Origin of the sequence: Actinoplanes philippinensis (genome assembly GCF_900113015.1) — a bacterium.
GTDB classification, from domain to species: Bacteria; Actinomycetota; Actinomycetes; order Mycobacteriales; family Micromonosporaceae; genus Actinoplanes; species Actinoplanes philippinensis.
Genome location: NZ_FONV01000015.1, coordinates 66,534 through 88,465, shown reverse-complemented (window position 1 = coordinate 88,465; position 21,932 = coordinate 66,534). Strand labels below are relative to the sequence as shown.

Sequence of the window (21,932 nt, the reverse complement as noted above, 5' to 3'; positions counted from 1 at the left end):
CACGTTTTCACGTTTCCGCGACCGCCCTGCAAAGGTAGTTCCGCAGGGCGGTGACGTGCGGATCGATCGGGTGGCGGTTCGGCTGATTAAGAACGGACAGTCGGCAGGCCGCCATCGGCCCGAAGTGGTGTCTACTGGCGACCGCGATCCCGGTACGTCCACGAGCCGTCACCGAGAGTGGTGCGGCCGGCCCGGCCCGGCTGCTGCGACTGCTGCGACTGCTGCTGCGGAGCCGCGGGACGGCCACCGAACGGCGCTTTAGCGGGCGCCGGGCCCTGACCCTGGCGGTGGTCGATGCGGGCCTTGAGGTACTCGGCCGCGGCCCGGTCCTCCTCGGTCGGCGCGGAGACCAGCGCGTAGCCCATGCCGATGATCGCGAAGACGACCGCGGCGCCGACCGGCACGAGCAGGCCGGCCGCGGTGGCGCCCTCGACCGAGCCGAACTGGCTCTCCGGGACGACCGACATCGCCAGCATGCCGGTGAAGTGCATGCCGTTGACCGCGATGCCCATGACCAGCGCGGACACGAAGATGGCGATCGGCTTGGTGACGACCAGGGTGAGCCAGAGCGCGACGGTGGCGGCGACCACGGCGATCGCGATCGAGGCGATCACCTCCCGGCCCGAGTAGTGGATCTGGCCGCGCAGCTCCATGGCCGCCATGCCGGTGTAGTGCATCGCCGCCACACCGAGGCCGGCCAGGACGCCGCCGATCAGGATGCGGATCTTGGAGGCCGTACGCCCGAGGAGCGCGATGGACAGGCCGACGCCGACCGACACCAGCGCGATGATCGCGCTCGCCACGGTGAGGCCGATGTCGTACCGGATCGGGGTGCCGTCGACGTCGAAGCCCATCATGGCGACGAAGTGCATGCTCCAGATGCCGGTCGCGCCGATCGCGACCGCGGCCAGGGTCAGCCACCAGAACCGCTCGCTGCCGGTCTTCGCCGACCGGAGCCGCACAGCGCTGGTGAGTCCGAGTAGTGACCCGAGCACGGAGAGGATGTAACTGACCGTGGGAGTCAGCGCTCCGTATTCAAAGTGATGGATCTGCGCCATCTCGCGCCGTTCCTCTCGTTCGCGATTCCGCCGGGCTGCATACTGCCCTCACCACCGCCATGGGCGTGACTGATTGTGACGCAGGTTTCGTTACGAGAGAACGTGCACAGCATCTCGATTTGGATCACGCCAAACGTGAGACGGAGCGGCTACCCGCACTTCCGGCGACATAAGCCCACAGACTGTCACACAGTCGTCACAGGGGAAAGGCATCGCCTAAGATAACTTTCCGTAACATCGGAGAAATCCTCATAAAGGCCTGGATCACCCGGCACGGGACAGCATGACCAGCGCCTGCGCCCGCTGCGAATGCAGAATCTGGACGGTGTCCTCGGTGCAGGTGCCGGGTTTCTCGTCCATCACACAGAGGGTGCCGACCACGTGCCCCTCGGCCGAGTTCAGCGGCACGCTCGCGTAGGAGCGCACCCCGCTGACCGAGAAGAGCGGCGAACCGGCGTACTCCTCGTCGGCAGCGCTGTCACTGATCAGCACCGGCACGTCCTCGGCCACCACGATGGTGTCCGGCGACCACTCGACCGGCACGCCCCCGGCCTCGCGCACCCAGCGCGGCATGCCGTGCGACCCGGCCACCACCACGCTGTCGTTGAGCACCAGCGTGACCGCCGCCGCCGGGACCCCGGTCAGCTCGGTGAGCTTCTCGGCGAAGGCGTCCAGGATGTCGGCGTGGGCCGGCCGGGTCAGATAGTCGGAGACGGCGAGCAGCCGCCCCACATCGACCAGCTGGTGGGTGGCGTCGTGCTGCTGGCCACCGTGGGCGGCCAGCAGCTCGTTGGCGGCCTCGACCACGTGCTTGGGCCGCACCGGCTTGGAGATCGTCACGTCGCAGAGCCCGCGGGCGGCGGCCGGCGCCGCGGCGGAGAGCATGATCACCGGGATCGAGGCGGTGGCGGCGTCGCCCCGGAGGCGGCCGGCCACGTCCAGTCCGCTCATCCCGGGCATGTGGTGATCCAGGATGATCAGGTCCGCGCCCGCCTCGTTGATCATGTCGAGGGCGTCCGGGCCGGTAGGGGCGGTACGGACGGTGTGCCCCGCGTTGCTCAGCACCGTGGACAGCAGCTGAGCGATGTCGGTGTCGTCCTCGGCGACCACGATCGACGCCATCGGTGTGCTCCCCCATCGCTCGGTCCCCGGGTCGCCCGACGATAACCCGGATCGCCCGCGCCGTGGCCGTGAACAGGCAATACACGTAGGGTGTAGCAATGCCGGAGCGTCTGACCAACTGGGCGGGGAACATCGGGTTCGAGGCGCGGCGGCTGGTCCGCCCACGCAGCCTCGACGAGCTGCGTGAGGTGGTCACCGGCGCGGGGCGGGCGCGGGTCCTCGGCAGCGGCCACTCCTTCAACCGTCTCGCCGACACCGACGGCGACCTGATCTCGCTGGCCGAGCTGCCGCGCACGGTCGAGATCGCGGCCGACCGCGCCACCGTCCGCGTCGACGGCGGCATCCGCTACGGCGAGCTGGCCACGCGGCTCGCCGCCGAGGGCCTGGCCCTGCACAACATGGCCTCGCTGCCGCACATCTCGGTGGCCGGCGCGGTCGCCACCGGCACCCACGGCTCCGGGGTGCGCAACGGCAACCTGGCCACCGCTGTCGCCGGGCTGGAGATCCTGCGGGCGGACGGCTCGGTGACGACGCTGGACCGGTCCGATGCCGATCTGGCCGGGGCGGTCGTCGGCCTGGGCGCGCTCGGGGTGGTCACCGCGCTCACGCTCGACGTCGTGCCCGCCTTCGAGCTGCGGCAGTACGTCTACGAGGACCTGCCCGAGGCGTCCCTGCACGAGCACCTCGACGAGATCCTGTCGGCCGGCTACAGCGTCAGCCTCTTCACCCGCTGGTCCTCCGCCGGCATCGACCAGGTGTGGCTCAAACGCGCCGAGCCGGTGAGCGGCGACTTCTTCAGCGCCCGGCCGGCCGACGGCCCGCGGCACCCGGTGCCCGGCATGCCGGCGGTCAACTGCACCGAGCAGGGCGGGACACCCGGGCCGTGGCATGCCCGGCTGCCGCACTTCCGGATGGAGTTCACCCCGAGCAGCGGTGAGGAGCTGCAGTCGGAGTGGCATCTGCCCCGGTCGGCGGCGCTCTCCGCGATCACGGCGGTGTCCGGTCTGCGCGAGCGGGTCGCCGCGGTCCTGCAGGTGTGCGAGGTCCGTACGATCGCCGCCGACGACCTGTGGCTGAGCCCCCACCACGAGCGGGACAGCCTGGCCCTGCACTTCACCTGGATCGCCGACACCGAGGCGGTGCTGCCGGTGGTCGCCGATCTGGAGAAGGCCCTGGCCCCACTGGGCGCCCGCCCGCACTGGGGCAAGGTGTTCACGACGTCCCCTGCCGACCTGCGCGCGGCGTACCCGCGTTTCGACGACTTCGCCGCGCTCGTCGCCCGCTTCGATCCACAGGGGACGTTCCGCAACCCGTGGCTGGACGCACTGCTCGGCTAGGGTCCGAAACGAACCCTAGGAGCAGCCACAGGTGAGAGCGTGCGCCGGGGCGGTCAGGTCGTCGACCGGGCGGCTCTCCCGGCCGTGCGCCGTGTCGATCGGGAAGCCCTCGCGCACCCAGTACTCGTACCCGCCGATCATCTCCTTGACCTGGTATCCGAGCTTCGCGAACTCGAGCGCGGCCCGGGTCGCGCCGTTGCAGCCGGGCCCCCAGCAGTAGGTGACGACGGTGCTGCCGGCCGGCACCGTGGCCGCGGCGCGGGCGGCGATCTCCCGGGTCGGCAGGTGGATCGCGCCGGGAAGGCGGCCCTGGTCCCAGGCCTCGGTGCTGCGGGAGTCGACGACGACGAGGCCGGGGGTGGCGGCGTCCAGGTCGTGGTGGACGTCGCTGACGTCGGTCTCGAAGCGGAGCCGGTTGCTGAAGTGTTCGATCGCGCTGGTCATGGCATTGATCGTGCCGTCCGGGCGGGGCCGAGCCCAGTGGCGGCGACGACACCGACCGCTAAGATCCCGCCATGCACACCGTGGCCGTTCTCGCCTATCAGGGGATGTCCGTCTTCGAGACCGGCATCGTCACCGAGGTGTTCGGGCTGCCCCGTCCGGAGTTCGACTTCCCCTGGTATGCGTTGACCATCTGCGCCGAGGAGCCCGGCCCGGTCCGGCTGGTCGGCGGCGCGACCCTGCACACCGAGCACGGCCTCGACGTCTTCGCGGCCGCGGACACGCTGATCGTCCCGGGGGTGCCGGACGTCCGGGACGAGCCGTCCCCGGCGCTGGTGGCCGCGCTCCGGCGAGCGCACGCCCGGGGCGCCCGGATCATGTCGATCTGCTCGGGGGCGTTCGCGCTGGCCGGCGCCGGTCTGCTGGACGGTCGCCGGGCCACCACCCACTGGCGTTACGCGGAGACCCTGCGCCGCCGCCACCCGGCTGTCGAGGTCGACGCGGACGTGCTCTACACCGACCTCGGCGACGTGCTGACCAGCGCGGGCAGCGCGGCCGGCCTGGATCTCTGCCTGCACGTGATCCGCCGCGACCACGGCTCGAAGGCGGCGAACCTGGTGGCCCGCCGCCTGGTCGTGCAGCCGCACCGGGACGGCGGGCAGGCCCAGTTCATCGAGGCGCCGATGCCGGACGACCCCGCCGACGACCGGCTGTCGCGCAGCATGGAGTGGGCGCTGGGCAACCTGGCCACGCCGATCGCGGTGGAGACGCTGGCCCGGCGGGCGCACATGTCGGAGCGCACCTACCTGCGGCATTTCGCCCGGGCCACCGGAACGACGCCGATCCGCTGGCTGATCGGTCAGCGGGTGCACGCCAGCCTGGCGCTGCTGGAGACGACGGCGACGCCGATCGAGGAGGTGGCGGCCGCGGTCGGGTTCGAGAGCCCGGTCACCTTCCGCCACCACTTCCAGCAGGCGATGCGCACGTCACCCTCGGCCTACCGGCGCGCCTTCCACCTCGGCTGACCGGATCCGCACCCCGCCGGGCGGCAGCACGACGTCGCCCACGGTGGCCGGCCGGGCGCCGTGGTTGAAGAGGAAGAGCAGGTCACCACGACGGACCGCCTCCACGTCGGGCGGCAGATCGGGCAGCACCGGCTCGACACCGGCCGACACCGCGATCTCGTGCAGCAGGGTCTGCAGGGAGTCGTCGGTCAGGGCGGTGGAGAGATACCAGGCGCTGCCGGACCCGTACCGGTTGCGGGTGATCGCCGGCGCTCCGGCCAGCGGGCCGTCGGCGTACAGGCTGATCGTCTCGGCCCCGGCGGTCTCGACCCGTTCGATCCAGCGCCCGGCGGTGAGGTCGGCGGACAGCGCGACAGTGGCGCCCGGCGCCTGCGGGTGCCACTCGACCACCCGCATCCCCAGGACCTCGCGGAACGCGCCCGGGTAACCGCCCAGCCGGATCCGGCTGTCCGGCTCGGCGATGCCGCTCAGGTAGGTGACCACGAGCGTCCCGCCCGCGGCGACGTAGTCCCGGAACGCCGCGGCGGCTTCGTCCGAGACCAGGTAGAGGTGCGGCACGACGATCATCCGGTAGTCGCCGAGATCGGTGGACACCCCGGGAAACACGAAGTCGGTCTGGAGTTTGGCCCGGTAGAGCGCACGATGCGCCTGCCGCACCGCGCCCAGGTAGTCGATGTCCCCGGCCGGAAGACCGGGCCCCTGCAGGGCCCACCACGAGGGCGCGTCCCAGGTCACCGCGACCCTCGCGGTGGGTTGGCCGGTCGCTGCCACGTCGAGATTCCGGAGGGTACGCCCGAGCGCGATCGCCTCCCGGAAGACGGGAGTGTCGGGTCCCGCGTGCGGCACGAGCGCCGAGTGGAACAGTTCGGCCCCGCCGCGCGGCTGCCGCCACTGAAAGTACATCGCCCCGCCGGAGCCGCGGGCCACGTACCCGAGACTGTGCCGGGTGAGCCGTCCCGGCTCCTTGGCGTGCATCCGCCCGGACGTGTAGATCAGGTTGGGCCCGGTCTCCATGAGCAGCCACGATCCACCGCCCCAGCCACGGGCCAGGTCGGCGGCGAAGGCGGTCTGCTCCTCGGCGCCGGCGCCCGCGTCGTCCGGGTAGTGGTCGACGGCGACGATGTCGACCTCCTCGGCCCAGCGCGCGTGATCGACGCTGACCCAGCCGCCCTGTACGAAGTTGGTGGTGACCGGCACGTCCGGGTTCGCGGCGCGCAGCAGGTCACGCTGCTCGATGAACCCGTCGAGCAGCTCGTCGGAGAGGAACCGGCGGAAGTCGAGCACGTGTGCCGGGTTCGGCATGTACTGGGTGGCGCGCGGCGGGCTGATCTGCGCCCAGTCGGAGTAGCGCTGACTCCAGAACGACGTGGTCCACGCCTCGTTGAGGGTGCTCAGGTCGCCGTGCTTCTTCTGCAGCCACAGCCGGAAGGCGGCGGCCGTGACGTCGCAGCGGCAGTCGGTGCCGTACTCGTTGTGCACGTGCCACATGGCCAGCGCCGGGTGGTGGGCGTACCGCTCGGCGAGCCGGCCGGCGATGGTGCGGGCGGCGGCCCGGTAGGCGGGCGACGACACGCAGTAGGTGTCACGGCTGCCGTGGGTGAGGCGTATCCCGTCGGCGGTGACCGGCAGCGCCTCCGGGTGGGCGAGGGTGAACCAGGGCGGCGGCGACGCGGTCGGGGTGGCCAGCGCGACCCGGATGCCACCTTCGTGGAGCAGGCCGAGCACCCGGTCCAGCCAGCCGAACTCGTACCGGCCCGGCTCCGGCTCGAGGTCGGACCAGGCGAAGACGCCGACCGTGGCGATGTTCACCCCGGCCTGCCGCATCAGCGCGACGTCCTCCGCCCAGACCTCCTCCGGCCACTGCTCCGGGTTGTAGTCGCCGCCGAAGAAGAGCAATCAGACCACCTCTTGCTATTAGTTTGAACTCTAAACAAAATATGAGCCGTGCAGAGCAACGTCAATCCGTCGTTCCGTGACGCCGAGTCCACCGAGGACTGGGAGCGCGCGCTGATCAGCGGCAACGGCCGGCAGGGCGCGCTCTGTTACGGCTCGCCCGCCCGGCTGCGTTTCACCCTGGCCCACGAGGACCTGTTCCAGCCGGTCACCGAGCCGCTGCCGGCGCCGCTGACCGCCCCGGCGCTGCCGCGGCTGCGCGAGCTGCTCGACGCCGACCGGTTCCGCGACGCGGCTCGCGCGGTCTGCGACCTCGCCGTCGAGGAGCATCCGGGGTACGAGCAGACGCGCTGGATAGATCCGCTGATCGGCGCGGGAACAGTGACTTTCACTCCGGCGAACCCCGGTGACGGCTACCTGCGCGGCACCGACTTCAGCACCGGCGTGGCCCGGCAGGAGTGGACCGGCGTGACCGTCGACGCGTTCGTGTCCCGGCCCGCGGACATGCTGGTCGTCCGGGTCGCCGGCACGGACGGGACGGTCGGGGTCGAGCCGATCGGCGGCACTCCCGAACGGCCGATCCACTACACCGTCGACCGCCTCGGGGACGACCTGGTCCTCACCGGGCGCTTCGAGGGTTCGCTGTGGCCGGGAGCCCTGCGGGGATGGACCTTGGCGGTACGCGTACGGCGTACCGAAGAAGGGGTCTTGATCTTCGCCCGAACCGTGACCGGACCGCGGACCCCGGCCGACGCCCTCGCCGAACTGCCCTCCGGGAGCTTCGACGACCTGCTGAAGGAGCACGCCGCCGAGCACGCCGACCTGTTCGGGCGGGTCCGTCTCGACCTCGGCGGGCATCGCGCGGAGCAGCTGTTCGACGCCGGCCGGTACGCGATCGTCAGCAGCACCGGCCGCCGCCCGCCGACGCTGCAGGGGGTGTGGAGCGGCACGTATGCGCCGCCCTGGCGCAGCGGCTGGACCATCGACGGCAACCTGCAGGCCGCGCTGCTCGCCGTGCACCCGACCGGCGCCCCGGAGCTGATGCCGCCGCTGTTCGACCTGCTCGACGAGCAGATCGGCGACTTCCGGGAGAACGCGCGCCGCCTCTACGGCATGCCCGGCCTGTTCGTGCCGGCCCACCTCGGCACCCACGGACGGCAGAACCACTTCGGGCCGATCTGGTGCCTGACGTTCTGGACCACCGGGGCCGCCTGGCTGGCCCGCCTCTACCTGGAACACTGGCAGCACACCGGTGACCTGGACTTCCTCCGAGAGCGAGCGCTGCCGTTCCTGCGCGAGGCGGCCGAGTTCCACCTGTCCTTCGTCTCCGTCAGCGGCGGGCGCGCCCGGTTCAGCCCGTCCTACTCCCCCGAGAACGACCCGGGCGGCTCCGGCGATCAGGCGACCGTCGACGCCACCCTCGACGTCCAGGCGGTCGGCGCGCTGCTGCGGGGCCTCCTGACGATCAACGACGTGCTGGGGCTCGACGACCCCGACGCCCTGCGCTGGCGGTCGCTGCTCGCGGCGCTGCCCCCGATGCGCGTCAACGACGCCGGTGAGCTGGCCGAATGGGTCGACCCCCGGTTCCCGGACAACCACGAGCACCGGCACTGCAGCCACCTCTACCCGTTCTACTACGGCGGGGATCCGGCCTTCGACGAGGATCCTGCGCTGCGCGCCGCGGCGGTGCGGGCGGTGCGGGCCCGGTTGCGGTGGTGGCTGAGCGAGGCCTCCGACGAGATGGGGTACGGTCTGGCGCTCCTCGGTGTGGCCGCCGCGCACCTGGGGCTGGCCGAGGAGGCGTACGCGGCCCTGACCCGGATCTCCGAGGCGTACTGGCGACCGAACATGGCGCCCACCCACAACCGTGACCACATGTTCAACGTGGACCTGGCCGGCGGCACCCCGGCCCTGGTGACGGCGATGCTGCTGCGCAGCCGCGACGTCGGCGCCGACGGCATCGCCCGGATCGACCTGCTCCCGGCGTGTCCGGCGGCCTGGCCCAGCGGCTCGGTCCACGGCCTGGTCGCCCGGGGCCCGGTGACCGTGGACCTGGACTGGTCCCCCGGCACGGTGCGGGCCGTCCTGACCTCCGCCGTCGATCGCACCGTACACCTCGGACTGCCGTCCGGCCCGGCCGGGACGGTCACCCTCCGGGCGAACGTCCCGTACCGGGTCTAACCCTTCACGGCGCCGATGATCACGCCCTTGGTGAAGTGGCGCTGGACGAACGGGTAGATGATCAGCGCTGGGACGATCGTCACGACCACGACGGCCATCTTGATCGCCAGGCTCGGCGGGACCGTCGAGCCCAGGCCCGGGATGGCGACGGCCGCACCGGACGACGCCGGCGACTGCCCGGCCAGGATGAACTGCTGGAGCACCCGCTGGACCGGCTGCAGGTCGTTCCGGTCGATGTAGAGGATCGCGTTGAAGAACGCGTTCCAGTACCCGACCGCGTAGAACAGGCCGACCACGGCGGTCACCGCCTTGGAGAGCGGCAGCACGATCCGGGTCAGGACACGCAGCTCACCGGCGCCGTCCATGCGGGCGCTGTCGTACAGCTCGCCCGGGATGCTCATGAAGAACGCGCGCAGCACCACCAGGTTGAACGCGCTGATCGCGGTCGGCAGGATCAGCGACAGCAGGTTGTCCTTCAGCCCCAGGCCGGTGACCACGAGGTAGCTCGGGATCATGCCGGGATAGATCAGGAACGTCAGCAGGAAGTAGAACAGGATCGGCCGGTGCCCGAGAGTGCCCGGGCGGGACAGGCCGTACGCCGCGAGCACCGTGACGACCAGGCTGAGAGCCGTTCCGGCGAGCGTGACGATCGTGCTCACCAGGATCGCGTCGGTGATCTGCCCACCCGAGAAGATCACGACGTACGCCGACGGGTTGAACTCGCGCGGGAGGAACACGTACCCCCCGGCGCTGTTGATCGTCTTCTCGGACGACAGGCTGGTCACCACGACCACCCAGAGCGGCACCACCACGACCGCCACCACCAGGGTGAGGATCGTGCCCTTGCCGAGCTGGCCGAGCAGCGACGGCTGCTCCTCCCACACCGGCCGCAGCGTGTTGCGGCGCGGCCGGACCACGGTGTCTGCGCTCATCTCTTCGAATAGATCCCTTGCTCGCCGAAACGGTGCGCCAGCTTGTTGGCCCCGACGATCAGGAGGATCCCGACCGCCGCCTTGAACAGGCCGGCCGCGGCGCCGACACCCCACTGCTGGACCGCGATGCCCTGGTAGTAGACGTAGGTGTCGACCACCTCGGCCGCCTCCCGGCCGACCATCTCCCGTTGCAGCACGAACTGCTCGAACCCGACGTTCAGCGCGTCGCCCAGCCGCAGGATCAGCAGCAGCACGATCACCGACCGCAGGCCGGGCAGGGTGATGTGCCACATCCGCCGCCACCGGCCGGCCCCGTCCGCGGCCGCCGCCTCGTAGAGCGAGGGATCGATGGCCGCCAGCGCCGCCAGGAAGACGATCATGCCCCAGCCGGCGTCCTTCCAGATCGCCTCCGAGGTGATCAGGAACATGAACGTGTCCGGGTTGGTCATGATCTCCGGCGGCGTGTGCCCGGCCTGGCGCAGCGTCTGCGCGAGGAGTCCGGCCCCGCCGAGCATCATCTGGAACAGCGACACCACCAGCACCCAGCTGAAGAAGTGCGGCAGGTAGACGATGCTCTGCACCAGCGACCGGATCCGCGGCGACATGATGCTGTTCAGCAGCACGGCCAGGGCGATCGGGATCGGGAAGTAGAAGACCAGCTGGAACGCGGTGATCGACAGCGTGGTGGTCACCGAGTCCCAGAAAGCCTGGGTCTTGAAGAGGTACTCGAAGTTCCCGAACCCGATCCACTCGCTGTAGAGGAACGCCTCCAGCGGGTCGTCGCCGACGAACGGGTTGTAGTCCTGGAAGGCGATGATGTTGCCGAGCGCCGGGAGGTAGTGGAACACCAGCAGCAACGCCATCGCCGGGAAGCACATGAGCAGCAGCGGCCAGTCCCGCCGCAGCCGCTGCCCGAAGGACAGCTGCTGCCGCGAGACCGCCTTGACCTTCTTCTTCGCCCTCACCGCAGTGGACTGCGGCTCAGCGACGGGTGGCGCGCTCATCGTCCGTTGTCAGCCAGAACCTTGGCGTAGAAGTCACGGCCCGCGTCGCCGCCGGCGGCGCGCCACTCCGAGACCACCTTGTCGAAGTCGCTGACCGGGGTACGGCCCTTGAGGATGTCGGTGATCTTGTCCTCGGTGGGCTGTGCGATGGCGGCCATCTGGGTCGGCGTCTCCACCTTGATGCCGTCCCACGGGTTCGTCTCCAGATACTTCGAGGCGTCGTTGCCCCAGTTCACGAAGTCCGCGGCGTAGGTCGGGATGTCCGGGCCGCCGACGACGACCGGCGGGCGCCCGCCGAGGAAGATGAACTGGTTGGCGAACTCCTTCACCCACAGGTCGTTGGTGACCGGCGCGCCACTGGCGTCCCGCTTGAAGTGCGTGCCCTCGACCCCGTAGTTCTGCAGCTCCCACTCCTTGGTGCCGAACGGCGCCGCGGTGTAGTTCAGGACACGCAACAGCTCCTGGGTACGCTCCTGGCCGAGCCCCTTCTTGACGAAGGTCCAGAGGATCGCCGGCCGCGTCCGCCAGCGAACCGGTGCCTGTCCCTTGTCCGCGCCGAACACCTTGACGGCCTGCATGTTGAACTTCGGATTGATCTGTACGGCCGGACGCCACGTCTCCTTCCAGGAGCCGCCGCCGGTGCCGTACATGAAGAGCTTGCCGCCCTTGAACAGCGTGGTGACGTCGCCGCCCTTGCTGGCCGCGATCTCCGGGTGGACCAGCTTCTCGGCGTAGAGCCGAGCCATGAACTCGACGGCCCGCTTGTACTGCGGCAGCTCCATGCGGTGCACGACCTTGCCGTCGGCGCCCTTCATCCAGCCGTTCTCCGAGCCGCCGGCGCCGCAGATCTGCTGCACCTCGAGCCAGATGTCACCGAAGGCCCACTCGCCCTTGTCGGCGTTCGTCATCTTCTTGCCGAACTCGTAGAGCTCGTCCAGGGTGGTCGGGTCCGCGACGCCGCGCTCCTGGGTGACGTCCTTGCGGACGAAGAGCACCGAGGGGTACGGCGCGTCGGTCGGGAACGGGACGCCCATCAGCTTGCCGCCCCACACCGAGTCCTGCCAGGCCGCGGTCTCCAGACCGGCGAGCAGGGGGTACGCGTTGACCTTGTCACCGGCCAGGTAGGGGGTCAGGTCCTCGAACAGCGCGTGCACACCCTCGGAGAAGCGGGCCAGCTTGGCCACCTCCCAGCCGGGGATGCAGGTCAGATCGGGTACGTCCCGGGCGCCGAGCATGGTGTTGAGCTTGTCGCCGTATGTGTTGCCGTCCTGGATGCTGAAGTTGATCGCGCCACCCAGGTCGGCGTTGACCGCCTCGTTCAGCTTGTTGCCGGCCGGCGGCGCCGGGCCCCACCACGGGGTGGTCGCGGTGACCGGCTTGCCGCTGGTGATCACCTTCTCGCTGATCGCGTCGACGAGCGACGTCGGGTACTTCACGTAGCCGTCCGCCATCGGCCGGATGCCCTTGACGTCCGGCTGGACCAGGGTGGAGTCCTTGAACTGCGGGACCAGCCCGGCGGCCTGCTGGGCGTTGGTGGCCGAGCCCTTGCTGCTCGGGTCCTTGCTGCAACCGGCGAGAACCCCGCCACTGGCCAGGGAGGCGGCACCGAGGCCGACCAGTCCGAGGAAGTTCCGCCTGTTCGTCGACGCGCCTTCCATCGCTCCAGCCACGGCGCACCACCCTTCCGTTATGGGTTTAGTTTGGTTAGCGTCTAAACTAAGTACATCGAAGACAAGCTAACTGACGTGGTGCCGACCCGACAAGCATCGAAATGGGAGCGCACCCACGTTCCGGCACCGACCAGGGGAGACGACGAACCGCGGTGATGCGGCAAGATGACCAGGCGGACAGCACGCGACGCGCCGAGAGCGGGGCTTGATGTGAAGACCACCCGGGCCGACCCACAACCGGCCGACTTCACCGACGTTCGCGCCACCAACCTGGCCGTGGTCCTACGGCACCTGCGCGCCAACGGCCCCAGCTCACGCGCCGCGATCGCCGCGTCGACAGGGCTCAACAAGGCCACCGTCTCCAGCCTGACCGGAGCCCTGCTCGACCAGCGGCTGCTCCGCGAGACGGGCTCGAGCGGCAACCGCATCGGCCGGCCCGGCACCGCCCTGGCCCTGGACGGTTCCGCCTACGCCGCCATCGGCCTGCAGATGACCGCCGACCGCCTGACAGCGGTAGCCGTCGACTTCGCCGGCGACCAGATCCTCCTATGGCACCGCCACCTCGACGGCGCCCCCGCCACCGAGGCCCCGCCCTCCCACACTCCCGCCTCCGCCAGCCCTGCTTCCGCCCCCGGCGCCCCTGCTTCCGGCGGCCTCGCTCCCGGCTCGCGTGGCGGCCACGCCACGATCCGCCCCGGCCGGATGATCAGCGCGCTGGTCGCCTTGGCGCAGCGTGCCGCGACCCGGGTCCGGCAGCAGGGCCGGCACGTCGTCGGCATCACCGTGGCAGCGCCCGGCCTGATCTCCGACGACGGCACGGTCCAGCTGTCACCGTCACTCGGCTGGGAGAATGTGGACCTGCGCGAGCTGCTCTCCGGTTCGCTACGCCGGCCCGGGCTCGACGTCACCGTCACCAACCACGCGGGCGTCGCCGCAATCGCCGAACTACGGCACGGCGATCACGCGGTGAAGTCCGACCTGACCTACGTCACCGGCGCGGCGGGAGTAGAGGCCGGAATCGTCGTCGACGGCCGCCTGGTGCACGGCTCCCGAGGTTTCACCGGCCAGATCGGACAGTTCAGGCTGGGCCCGGTGGGCTCCCCCACCCTGGCCGACCTGGCCGGCATCGAGCAACTGGTCCGGCGCGCCCTGCCCGGCCTCACCCCCGCAGCGCTGACCGACCTGACCCCAGCCGTCGAGCAGGTGGCAAACCAGGCAAGGGCCGGCGACCCGGACACGCTCGCCGCGCTACAGGACACCGGCTGCCATCTGGGCCAGGGCCTGGCTCTGCTGGCCAACCTGGTGAACCCCGAGGTCATCGTGCTGGGCGACCACTACGCCACTCTGGCCGAGTGGATCCTGCCATCCGCCGAAGCAGAACTGACCCGCAACACCTTGGCCCCCTCCGCCGGCGGCACCCGCCTGGCTGCCTCCCGGTTGGGCCTGCACGCCGCAGCCCTGGGCGGAGCAGTAACCCACCTGGACCGCATCGACACCGGCGCCCTACCCGCAGCGGCCCACTGACCACACCTCCACACCCAGCGCCCACCCGACCCGGCCACCGCCTGGAACCCTTTCCCTGCCACCCACCCGACGCCTTCCCGGGTCACCCGCCTGAAACCCTTACCGGCCACCCAGCGACGCGCCACCACGCGGACCCGCGCCGACCAACGGACAACGTGCGCCCCGACGGCGGCTGTCGCCGAAACACCCGGCCCCACCTCCGAGAGGTTTCTCCCGACCGAGACCGGCGCCCACCGTCTCGATCTTGAACAGTGGGCGGTCACAGCATCGCCGCGACCGCCACCCCACCATGGACGACGACACTCCATGGGTAAGGGTCAATGGGGGCGAAGTGGGCGCATACCGCCTGGGTGCGGGCTGATCGGCGGGTAACAATCGATGACCGAACATGCCCGCTGCGCCTTGACCGAGGCGTAACTGTGGTGCGAGCCTCAGGGAACTCCGTTCGAAACATTCGCGAAACCACTCGCGGAGGCTTCTTTCGCCGCACTGTCGAAGCGCTTCGACAAGGCGGCTCGGCCCGAAGGAACACGTTGTGACCGCATCCCCCTCTCGCATCGTCTTTCGCGATCCGCAGCAGAAGCTCGCCGCGCGGGTGTCCGACCTCCTGGGCCGGCTCGACTTGGCGGAGAAGATCGCCCTCCTGCATCAGCACCAGACCGCCGTACCCCGTCTCGGGATCGGATCGTTCCGCACCGGAACCGAAGCCTTGCACGGCGTCGCCTGGCTCGGCACGGCAAGCGCTTTCCCCCAGGCCGTCGGTCTCGCGTCCAGCTGGGATCCGGACCTGCTGCGGCGGGTCGGCGCGGCTGTCGGCGCCGAGGTGCGGGCCATGCACCACCGTGATCCGGAGAGGGTCGGGCTCAATGTGTGGGCGCCGGTCGTCAACCTGCTGCGCGACCCACGGTGGGGCCGCAACGAGGAGGGCTACGCCGAGGATCCCTGGCTGACCGGGCTGCTGAGCACCGCGTACTCCGAAGGGTTGCGCGGCGACGATCCGCGCTGGTTGCGCACCGCGCCGACCCTGAAGCACTTCCTCGCCTACAACAACGAGACCGATCGCTGCCTGACGTCGAGCAACATGCCCCCGCGGGTGCTGCACGAGTATGAACTGCCGGCGTTCCGTCCGGCCATCGCGGCCGGCGCCGCGGTCGCCGTGATGGCGTCCTACAACCTGATCAACGGTCGGCCCACGCACCTCAGCCCACTGATCAACGAGGTGCTGCGGGGCTGGGCCGAGGACGACGTGATGGTGGTCGGCGACGCCTACGCGGTGCAGAATCTCGCCGGTGACCAGCAGTTGTTCGACGATCATGCGGCCGGGTTCGCGGCGGCGCTCCGGGCCGGCATCGACTGCGTGACCGAGCCGGGGCCGCTGTCCGAGACGTCGTTCACCACGGCGCTGGAGCGGGGGCTGATCACCGAGTCCGACGTGGACGCGGCGGTCCGGCACATCCTGTCGGTCCGTGTCCGTCTCGGCGAGTTCAATCCGGACGAGGACCCGTACCGCGGCATCGGTGTTGACGTGATCGACTGCCCTGAGCACCGTGCGCTGGCCCGGGAGGCGGCCCGTGCCTCGGTCGTGCTGCTCGCCAACGACGGGATCCTGCCCCTCGATCCGGCCGGCGTGGGACGGGTGGCGGTGATCGGGCCGCTCGGCGACACGACGTTCGACGACTGGTACAGCGGCACGCCACCGTACCGCCGGACACTGCGCGCCGCGCTCGCCGACCGGCTCGGCGCCGAGGCGGTGACCTTCCACGAGGGTGCCGACCGGGTGGCGCTGCGGTGTGCGGCCGGGCTGCTCGTGGCCGGTGACGGGCCGTTGCGGGTGCTGGCCGCCGACGACGTTCCGGACGCCGCCCTCTTCGACGTGTTCGACTGGGGCGAGGAGACGTTCTCCCTGCGGTCGGCGACCGGGTTCGTCGGCGCCGACGGGCTCGGCCCCAAGGATCATCTGCTGGTCGGTGACCGTCCGGGACCCAACGGCTGGGAGGTACGGGAGACCTTCCGCCTGCAGCAGTCGGGCGTCGGCGCGGTGATCCGCCACGTGCAGAGCGGCCGCTACCTGGTCGCGGGCGGGGACGGCCTGGTCCGTACCGCCGCGGAGACCACCGCCGAGGCCACCGTCTTCACCGTGGACCTGCTGGTGGACGGGGTGGCCGAGGCCGCCGCGCTGGCCGCCGGATCCGACGTCGTGGTGCTGGCCCTGGGCAACCACCCGCTGGTGGCCGGCCGGGAGACCGAGGACCGCCGCGACCTGAACCTGCCCGGCACCCAGGACGCCCTGCTCCGGGCCGTACACGCCGCCAACCCGCGAACCGTGTTGACGCTGACCAGCAGTTACCCGTACGCGATCGGCTGGGCGAAGGACAACCTGCCCGCGCTGCTGTGGTCGTCCCACGGCGGCCAGGAGCACGGGACGGGCCTGGCCGACGTGCTGTTCGGCGCCGACCGGACGGGCGCACCCGTCGACCCGGCCGGCCGGCTCACCCAGACCTGGTACGCCGACGCCGCTGAACTGCCCGACCTGCTCGACTACGACATCATCGCGAGCGACGCCACCTACCTCTATTTCCGGGGCGTGCCGCTGTTCCCGTTCGGTCACGGGCTGTCCTACACGCGGTTCACCTACGAGAACCTGCACGTCACGGCCGACACGATCGACCCGGACGGCGAGGTCACGGTACGCGTCGACGTGCTCAACGCCGGCGACCGCCCCGGCGTCGAGATCGTGCAGCTCTACACCCGTCAGCAGAGTTCCCGGGTCAAGCAGCCGCTGCGCCGCCTGCGCGGCCACCGTCACGTACGCCTGGCCCCCGGCGAGCGATCCACCGTGGACCTGCTGCTCCCCGCCGCCGACCTGGCCTTCTGGGACGTCACACGCTCCCGCTGGGTGATCGAGGACGCCACGCACACCATCGCGGTCGGTTCCTCGAGCGCCGATTGGCGTCGGACCGCGTCACTGCGCGTCCGCGGCGAGAGAATCCCGGCCAGGTCACCGAGGTCCACACTCAAGATGATCGACAACGATGGGTACGCCGGAACGACCCCCGTGGCCATCCCCACCCTTCCCGGGGAGGCCCTCCGCAGCACCCACCCCACCGCCTGGGCAGTCTTCGACGACGTCACCTTCACCCAGCCGCTCTCCAGCGTGACCGCCCATTTCCCCACCACCGCCATCCCCACAGCCCCTGACACCTCCACCGAAGCGACGATCACCCTCCGCCTCGACGACCCACTCGCCGGCCCGATCCTGGCCACCTTGCCCGCGGACCCCGGCTCTCCGACCGCCCCCATCCCTCAGGTGACAGGCACGCACGCCCTGTTCGTCCTGTTCAGCCACCCAGAAATCACCCTGGCCACCCTCTCTTTCAGCTGACCCACTTCCCCGCCCGCCCAAAGCCCCCATCAGCCGGCCCTCGAAGCCCAACCCCGCCAGCACCGAGCGCCGCATCCGCCCCACCGAAACAGCACTACGCGCCAGCCGGGCAAGATCGACACCGGCCAGCCCCAGCGCTCCGGGGGAACAGCGGTGCGCGCTGACCGGGCAAGGTCCGCCAACCCCGGCCAGCAGCCAGCGCGGTAACTGCGGCCGGGATACAGCGCTGGGCGCTAGCCGAGCAAGATCCAGAACCGCTAGCCGTCAGGGCTGTATCCGGCACCGCGAAGCAGCGGCACGGGCTGACGGCCAGCGGGCGGCACCGCATCCGGGACCGGGAAACGGCGATACGGACCGGTGGCCAGCAAGCGGCACTACATCCGGGACCGAGAAACGACGGCGCGGGTCGGCCGCCAGCAGGCGGCACCACATCCGGGACCGGGGAACGGCGATACGGACCGGTGACCAGCAGGCGACACTACATCCGGAGCCGGGACACGACGGCGCGGGCCGGCCGCCAGCGGGTGGCTCTGTGCCTGGGGTCGGGAAGCAGGGGTGGGGCTGGCCGGGGTCGGGACGGTGGGTGAGGATCGGGGCATGAGTGATGTGGGGCAGGCTCTGGCGTTTGCGGGTGTGATCGGGCTGGCCGCGGTGTCGCCCGGGCCGGACTTCGCCATCGTGGTGCGGCGCTCGGTCGCGGCGGGCCGGCTGCACGGGATGATGGCTGCGGCCGGGGTGGCGGCCGGTGTGTTCATCTGGTCGGTGGCTGCCGCGCTCGGGGTGGCTGCTCTGCTGGCGGCGTCGGCTGTGGCGTTCACGGTCGTCAAGTTGGCCGGGGCGGCGTACCTCCTGTGGCTCGGGGTGACAGCGCTGCTCGCCGCCCGGCGCGGCGGCGCGGGCCCGGACCAGACGCCGGGCGGGCGTGCCGGGGGAAGCCTGTGGCGATCGTTCCGGGACGGCCTGCTGACGAACGTGCTGAACCCGAAGTGTGGCGTCTTCTTCGTGGCGGTGCTGCCGCAGTTCGCGCCGGTGGACGGCTCGGCAGGTGCGGTGCTGCTGTTGTCGCTGGTGGCGGTGGGCGTGACGATCGCCTGGTTCGTGGTGGTCGCCAACCTGGTGGCCGCGCTGCGCCGGGTGCTGTCCCGTCCGGCCGTGCGCCGCTCGCTCGACGCCGTTACCGGCGCTGTCCTGGTAGCCCTCGGCCTGCGCCTGGCCACCACCTAATGACCCGACTGGTCCTCAGGGCTGTCTCCCGCCCGTGACGGCAACCCTCACGTCCAGCCCGGACCGGGCCCGCCGGCGAAGCAGGCCGGAGTCCGGCTGGCTGTCAGCGCTGCCGAAACGGTGACAAGCCGGCCCAAACCAAACCGGACCAGCCCGGACCGGGCCCGCCGGCGAAGCAGGCCGAAGTCCGGCTGGCTGCCAGCGCTGCCGAAACGGAGATGAGCCGGCCCAAACCAAACCGGACCAGCCCGGACCAGGCCCGCCGGCGAAGCAGGCCGGAGTCCGGCTGCGGTGGACCGGGCGGCGGCGACAGTGGCCCAACCGTCGCCGCCGCCCGGTGGCTTGTCAGGCCGGGGTTCCGGTTACCTCGGCGCCGTTGCGGGTGACCTGGTAGGTGACGGTTTCGCCGCTCCAGAAGAGGAACTTCAGCGTGACCGGCGCCCCGTCGGTGACTTCGGCGAAGAACTCCGGAGTCAGCTTGATCGCGCCGGCCGGGTAGTCGGGGGCGAAGGCGCGATCGAATTCCTTGTACGGGGTCCAGTTGTGCGGTCCGGCGTTGGTGCCGTCGGCGTAGGTGGCGGTCATGGTGGCGAGCTGGTCGCCGTTGAACGTGGTGGGTACGGCGTACGCCGCGGTGGTTCCGGTGGCGGCGGACACGACCGGGGTGTCGAAGGTGACGACGTCGAGCCGCCACGGGACGCCGCGGGAGAACCGCAGTGTCAGGGAGGTGCGGGCGCCGTACCCCCGAAGCCGTGACAGCAACGCCGCGCTGAGGGTGAGTTGATCGCCGGACACCTGGTAGTCGGGGCCGCGGCGCAGCGTCGCGGCGCCGAGCCTGACGTGGGTGAAGCCGGTGCCGTTGGGGTTGAGGGTGATGGTCTGGGCGGTGACCGGTGTGCCGCGCCGGACGAACAGCAGGTCACTGGCGGCGGTGCCGGATCGGGTGCGCCAGCTGGAGGCGATCTGTCCGAAGAGTTCGGTGTCGCGCCACACTCCGGCGGCACGGTCGAAGTGCTGCCCGTTGTCCCAGAGCATCGTCGTGATCCTGCTGATCCGGGCCTGGTGTCCGAAGAGCTCGAAGAACTTGAGCTTCTCGCCCTGTTCGATGGTGCCGGTGTGCCGGTCGAAGCCGAGCAGACCGTATTCACCGAGAATGACCGGGATGCCCTTGTTGACGAATGAGGTACGCAGCCGCTCGAAGGTGCCCAGCAGATCGGCCTGTGCGGTGGGGTCGAACCGGTACCCGCCGGCCACGTTGACGCTGAACGGCCAGTATCCGTAGTAGTGCACGGTGGCGATCAGGTGGGGGTCGTGCAGGGCGGCGAACTCGGCCGTGAGGGCGTCCAGCCGGCCTTGATCGGCGTTGGTGTGCAGCGTGGGTAGTACCAGAAGTCGAGTCGCGTTGCCTCCGCCGGAGCCGCGCACGATCCGGTGGAAGGACGTGTTGAGCTCGGCCAGGAGGGCGTAGTTCTCGGCGTCGCCGGAGCTGCCGGAGAACTGCGGCTCGTTGACGCTCTCCAGGACCAGGCGGGGCGACGCGTCCCGGAAGGCGGCCGCGACCTGGGTCCAGACGGCGTTGTAGCGGTTGAGGACGTTGTCGTGATCGGTGGGCATGGTCGCGATCCACTGCCACGAGTCGTGATGAAGATTGATCATCACGTAGAAGCCCTCGTCGAGCGCCCAGCCGACGACCTCACGGACCCGGGCCAGGTAGGCCGGGTCGACGACGAGGTCCGCGCTGAGGTGCTGCCCCCAGGTGACGGGGATGCGGATGCTGTTGAAGCCCTGGTCACGGATGCCGGCGAGCAGCTCGCGGGTGACTCGCGGATTGCCCCACGAGGTCTCGTCGTCGCCGGTGGCGTCGAAGGTGTTGCCGAGGTTCCAGCCGGGCTGCATGGCGGCGACGGCTTGGGCGGGGGTACGGACGGACTCGCGCGCGCCCGCCGCGGAGGGGCCCGCGGTGGACAGGCCGGCGGCGAGCAGGGCGAGGACGAGCAATCTGCCGAACAGGCGCGACATGACGCTCCTAGGAGGACACGCGTGGGGTCTGATCTCGGCAGACTATGTATGGACGTCAAACTATGTCAATCGATGAAAAGGGATGGACAGCGATGGACGGGCCGCCTGAGCGAGAGGGGGATGCGCTCCTCGCCCGGACGGCCCGTCCCGTGCGGCCCGCACCGATCACCCGCTGCGTCGTCGAAGGGTGATCCCTCATCGCGCGCCGACCATTCGGCAAAAAGGCGAACGCACGACGTTCAGCGCGCGGAGGCTAGTACTCGGTGCATTCCACCAAAAGGCTGACTCACCGAATCATGCGCTTCGAGTAAACCGATTAACCTGTCTCCGGCGAAGAACTGCGACAAGGGTTCGAACGGGTCAGATGCGGCCGTCTACCTGCAACTACGCAAGTTGCATACTCGCTGTTTCGAACGGCGTACCTCCAATCAGGATTGGCACACAATTTCCGCGAACACATATTGTCGCGGCGCCAAAACCCTTCGTACTCTAAAGCCCAACATCATCGATCGCCTTGAGTACGATGAAACGCGGGGAGCAGCCATGCTTGTCAAGATCATCGACCAGATCACCGACGATGAGATGCACAAGGCAGCCTGGGATCTCTATGAAGGCGCGTTCCGCGACCTCCGCTCCCTCGCCGTGCAACGTCACCTGATGTATCGGTCAGAGTTCGAAGAGGTCATGCGCGACCCGAGGGTCGACAAGTACCTCTGCCTCAACGACGACGGCAAGCTCTGCGGCCTGTCCACGTTCACCAACGACCTCTATGCGGTGCCCCTGATCGCACCCGAATACTTCGAGCGCCGATGGCCCGAGATGTACGCCCAGAAGCGCATCTGGTACGTCGGTTTCGCCGCGGTCGGCACCGAGGCCCGTGACACCCGGGCCTTCTCGGAACTGGTCACGGCCATGCAGCAGACCGCCGCCGCCCGGAACGGGATGATCGGGATCGACTACTGCCGGTACAACGACGACGAGCGCAATTTCGGCCGGGTCGTCCGGCTGATGCTGAAGCGCCTGTCCGGCGGCGCGATGCGCGCCGAGTGCCTGGACCAGCAGTCGTTCTGGATCTACGAGTTCCCGGCGGCACCGAGCTTGAGAGCTGCCGCCTGATCCT

General features: G+C 70.2%; 15 protein-coding genes. 7 read left to right on the top strand and 8 right to left on the bottom strand.

The genetic code is table 11. The features are described from left to right. Positions 1-131: 131 nt before the first annotated feature. Positions 132-995 carry an MHYT domain-containing protein gene (locus tag BM290_RS35470; protein WP_239143945.1) on the bottom strand — a complete coding sequence of 288 codons (864 nt, stop codon included), beginning with the start codon at positions 993-995 and terminating at the stop codon, positions 132-134. 327 nt (positions 996-1,322) lie between these two features. Beyond that, complete coding sequence (locus BM290_RS35465; RefSeq protein WP_093620321.1) at positions 1,323-2,180, bottom strand: response regulator; 858 nt, start codon at positions 2,178-2,180, stop codon at positions 1,323-1,325. Positions 2,181-2,278: 98 nt separating this feature from the next. Between BM290_RS35465 and BM290_RS35460 the strand changes: the two genes are divergently transcribed. Then, positions 2,279-3,517: a D-arabinono-1,4-lactone oxidase gene (locus BM290_RS35460; RefSeq protein WP_093620320.1), complete on the top strand. Its 1,239-nt coding sequence runs from the start codon at positions 2,279-2,281 to the stop codon at positions 3,515-3,517. A 15-nt stretch (positions 3,518-3,532) separates the two neighbouring features. Here BM290_RS35460 and BM290_RS35455 read toward each other — a convergent pair whose 3' ends face one another. Continuing rightward, complete coding sequence (locus tag BM290_RS35455; protein WP_093620319.1) at positions 3,533-3,961, bottom strand: rhodanese-like domain-containing protein; 429 nt, start codon at positions 3,959-3,961, stop codon at positions 3,533-3,535. Positions 3,962-4,032: 71 nt separating this feature from the next. Here BM290_RS35455 and ftrA point away from each other — a divergent pair, with 71 nt between their 5' ends. After that, entirely contained in the window at positions 4,033-4,983 is a 951-nt protein-coding gene (ftrA, locus tag BM290_RS35450; RefSeq protein ID WP_093620318.1) for a transcriptional regulator FtrA, read from the top strand. Here ftrA and BM290_RS35445 read toward each other — a convergent pair. Continuing rightward, on the bottom strand, positions 4,945-6,879 hold the full coding sequence (locus tag BM290_RS35445) for a beta-galactosidase (RefSeq protein WP_239143944.1): 1,935 nt from the start codon (positions 6,877-6,879) through the stop codon (positions 4,945-4,947). The two genes, ftrA and BM290_RS35445, sit on opposite strands and share 39 nt — an antisense overlap. 48 nt (positions 6,880-6,927) lie before the next feature. Between BM290_RS35445 and BM290_RS35440 the strand changes: the two genes are divergently transcribed. Continuing rightward, a complete protein-coding gene (locus tag BM290_RS35440; protein WP_093620317.1) occupies positions 6,928-9,057 on the top strand; it encodes a glycosyl hydrolase family 95 catalytic domain-containing protein in 2,130 nt (709 codons plus the stop codon). Here the strand turns inward: BM290_RS35440 and BM290_RS35435 are convergent. From BM290_RS35435 to BM290_RS35425, 3 genes are read right to left on the bottom strand one after another with little or no spacing between them, the layout of a single operon-like run. Beyond that, a complete protein-coding gene (locus BM290_RS35435) occupies positions 9,054-9,989 on the bottom strand; it encodes a carbohydrate ABC transporter permease (RefSeq protein WP_093620316.1) in 936 nt (311 codons plus the stop codon). The two genes, BM290_RS35440 and BM290_RS35435, sit on opposite strands and share 4 nt — an antisense overlap. Next, positions 9,986-10,993, bottom strand: a complete 1,008-nt coding sequence (locus tag BM290_RS35430) for an ABC transporter permease (RefSeq protein WP_093620315.1) — start codon at positions 10,991-10,993, stop codon at positions 9,986-9,988. The genes BM290_RS35435 and BM290_RS35430 overlap by 4 nt, the downstream gene beginning before the upstream one ends. Next, positions 10,990-12,663: an extracellular solute-binding protein gene (locus tag BM290_RS35425; RefSeq protein ID WP_143134035.1), complete on the bottom strand. Its 1,674-nt coding sequence runs from the start codon at positions 12,661-12,663 to the stop codon at positions 10,990-10,992. The genes BM290_RS35430 and BM290_RS35425 overlap by 4 nt, the downstream gene beginning before the upstream one ends. A gap of 210 nt (positions 12,664-12,873) precedes the next feature. Here BM290_RS35425 and BM290_RS35420 point away from each other — a divergent pair, with 210 nt between their 5' ends. The 3 genes from BM290_RS35420 to BM290_RS35410 all read left to right on the top strand — a co-directional run bounded on the left by BM290_RS35420 (position 12,874) and on the right by BM290_RS35410 (position 18,793). Next, on the top strand, positions 12,874-14,187 hold the full coding sequence (locus BM290_RS35420; protein WP_093620313.1) for an ROK family transcriptional regulator: 1,314 nt from the start codon (positions 12,874-12,876) through the stop codon (positions 14,185-14,187). Positions 14,188-14,722: 535 nt separating this feature from the next. Then, on the top strand, positions 14,723-17,569 hold the full coding sequence (locus BM290_RS35415) for a glycoside hydrolase family 3 protein (RefSeq protein WP_239143943.1): 2,847 nt from the start codon (positions 14,723-14,725) through the stop codon (positions 17,567-17,569). A 597-nt stretch (positions 17,570-18,166) separates the two neighbouring features. Further along, entirely contained in the window at positions 18,167-18,793 is a 627-nt protein-coding gene (locus tag BM290_RS35410; protein WP_093620312.1) for a LysE family translocator, read from the top strand. Between the two features lie 345 nt (positions 18,794-19,138). Here BM290_RS35410 and BM290_RS35405 read toward each other — a convergent pair whose 3' ends face one another. Further along, positions 19,139-20,812: a cellulase family glycosylhydrolase gene (locus BM290_RS35405; RefSeq protein ID WP_093620311.1), complete on the bottom strand. Its 1,674-nt coding sequence runs from the start codon at positions 20,810-20,812 to the stop codon at positions 19,139-19,141. 543 nt (positions 20,813-21,355) lie between these two features. Here BM290_RS35405 and BM290_RS35400 point away from each other — a divergent pair. Beyond that, positions 21,356-21,928, top strand: a complete 573-nt coding sequence (locus BM290_RS35400) for a hypothetical protein (protein ID WP_093620310.1) — start codon at positions 21,356-21,358, stop codon at positions 21,926-21,928. Positions 21,929-21,932: the final 4 nt, after the last annotated feature.

Coding starts and splice junctions, on each gene's coding strand:
- BM290_RS35455 (WP_093620319.1), bottom strand. CDS start 3,961: ATGACCAGCGCGATCGAACACTTCAGCAACCGGCTCCGCTTCGAGACC.
- BM290_RS35405 (WP_093620311.1), bottom strand. CDS start 20,812: ATGTCGCGCCTGTTCGGCAGATTGCTCGTCCTCGCCCTGCTCGCCGCC.
- BM290_RS35410 (WP_093620312.1), top strand. CDS start 18,167: ATGAGTGATGTGGGGCAGGCTCTGGCGTTTGCGGGTGTGATCGGGCTG.
- BM290_RS35460 (WP_093620320.1), top strand. CDS start 2,279: ATGCCGGAGCGTCTGACCAACTGGGCGGGGAACATCGGGTTCGAGGCG.
- BM290_RS35430 (WP_093620315.1), bottom strand. CDS start 10,993: ATGAGCGCGCCACCCGTCGCTGAGCCGCAGTCCACTGCGGTGAGGGCG.
- BM290_RS35400 (WP_093620310.1), top strand. CDS start 21,356: ATGCTTGTCAAGATCATCGACCAGATCACCGACGATGAGATGCACAAG.
- BM290_RS35435 (WP_093620316.1), bottom strand. CDS start 9,989: ATGAGCGCAGACACCGTGGTCCGGCCGCGCCGCAACACGCTGCGGCCG.
- BM290_RS35465 (WP_093620321.1), bottom strand. CDS start 2,180: ATGGCGTCGATCGTGGTCGCCGAGGACGACACCGACATCGCTCAGCTG.
- ftrA (WP_093620318.1), top strand. CDS start 4,033: ATGCACACCGTGGCCGTTCTCGCCTATCAGGGGATGTCCGTCTTCGAG.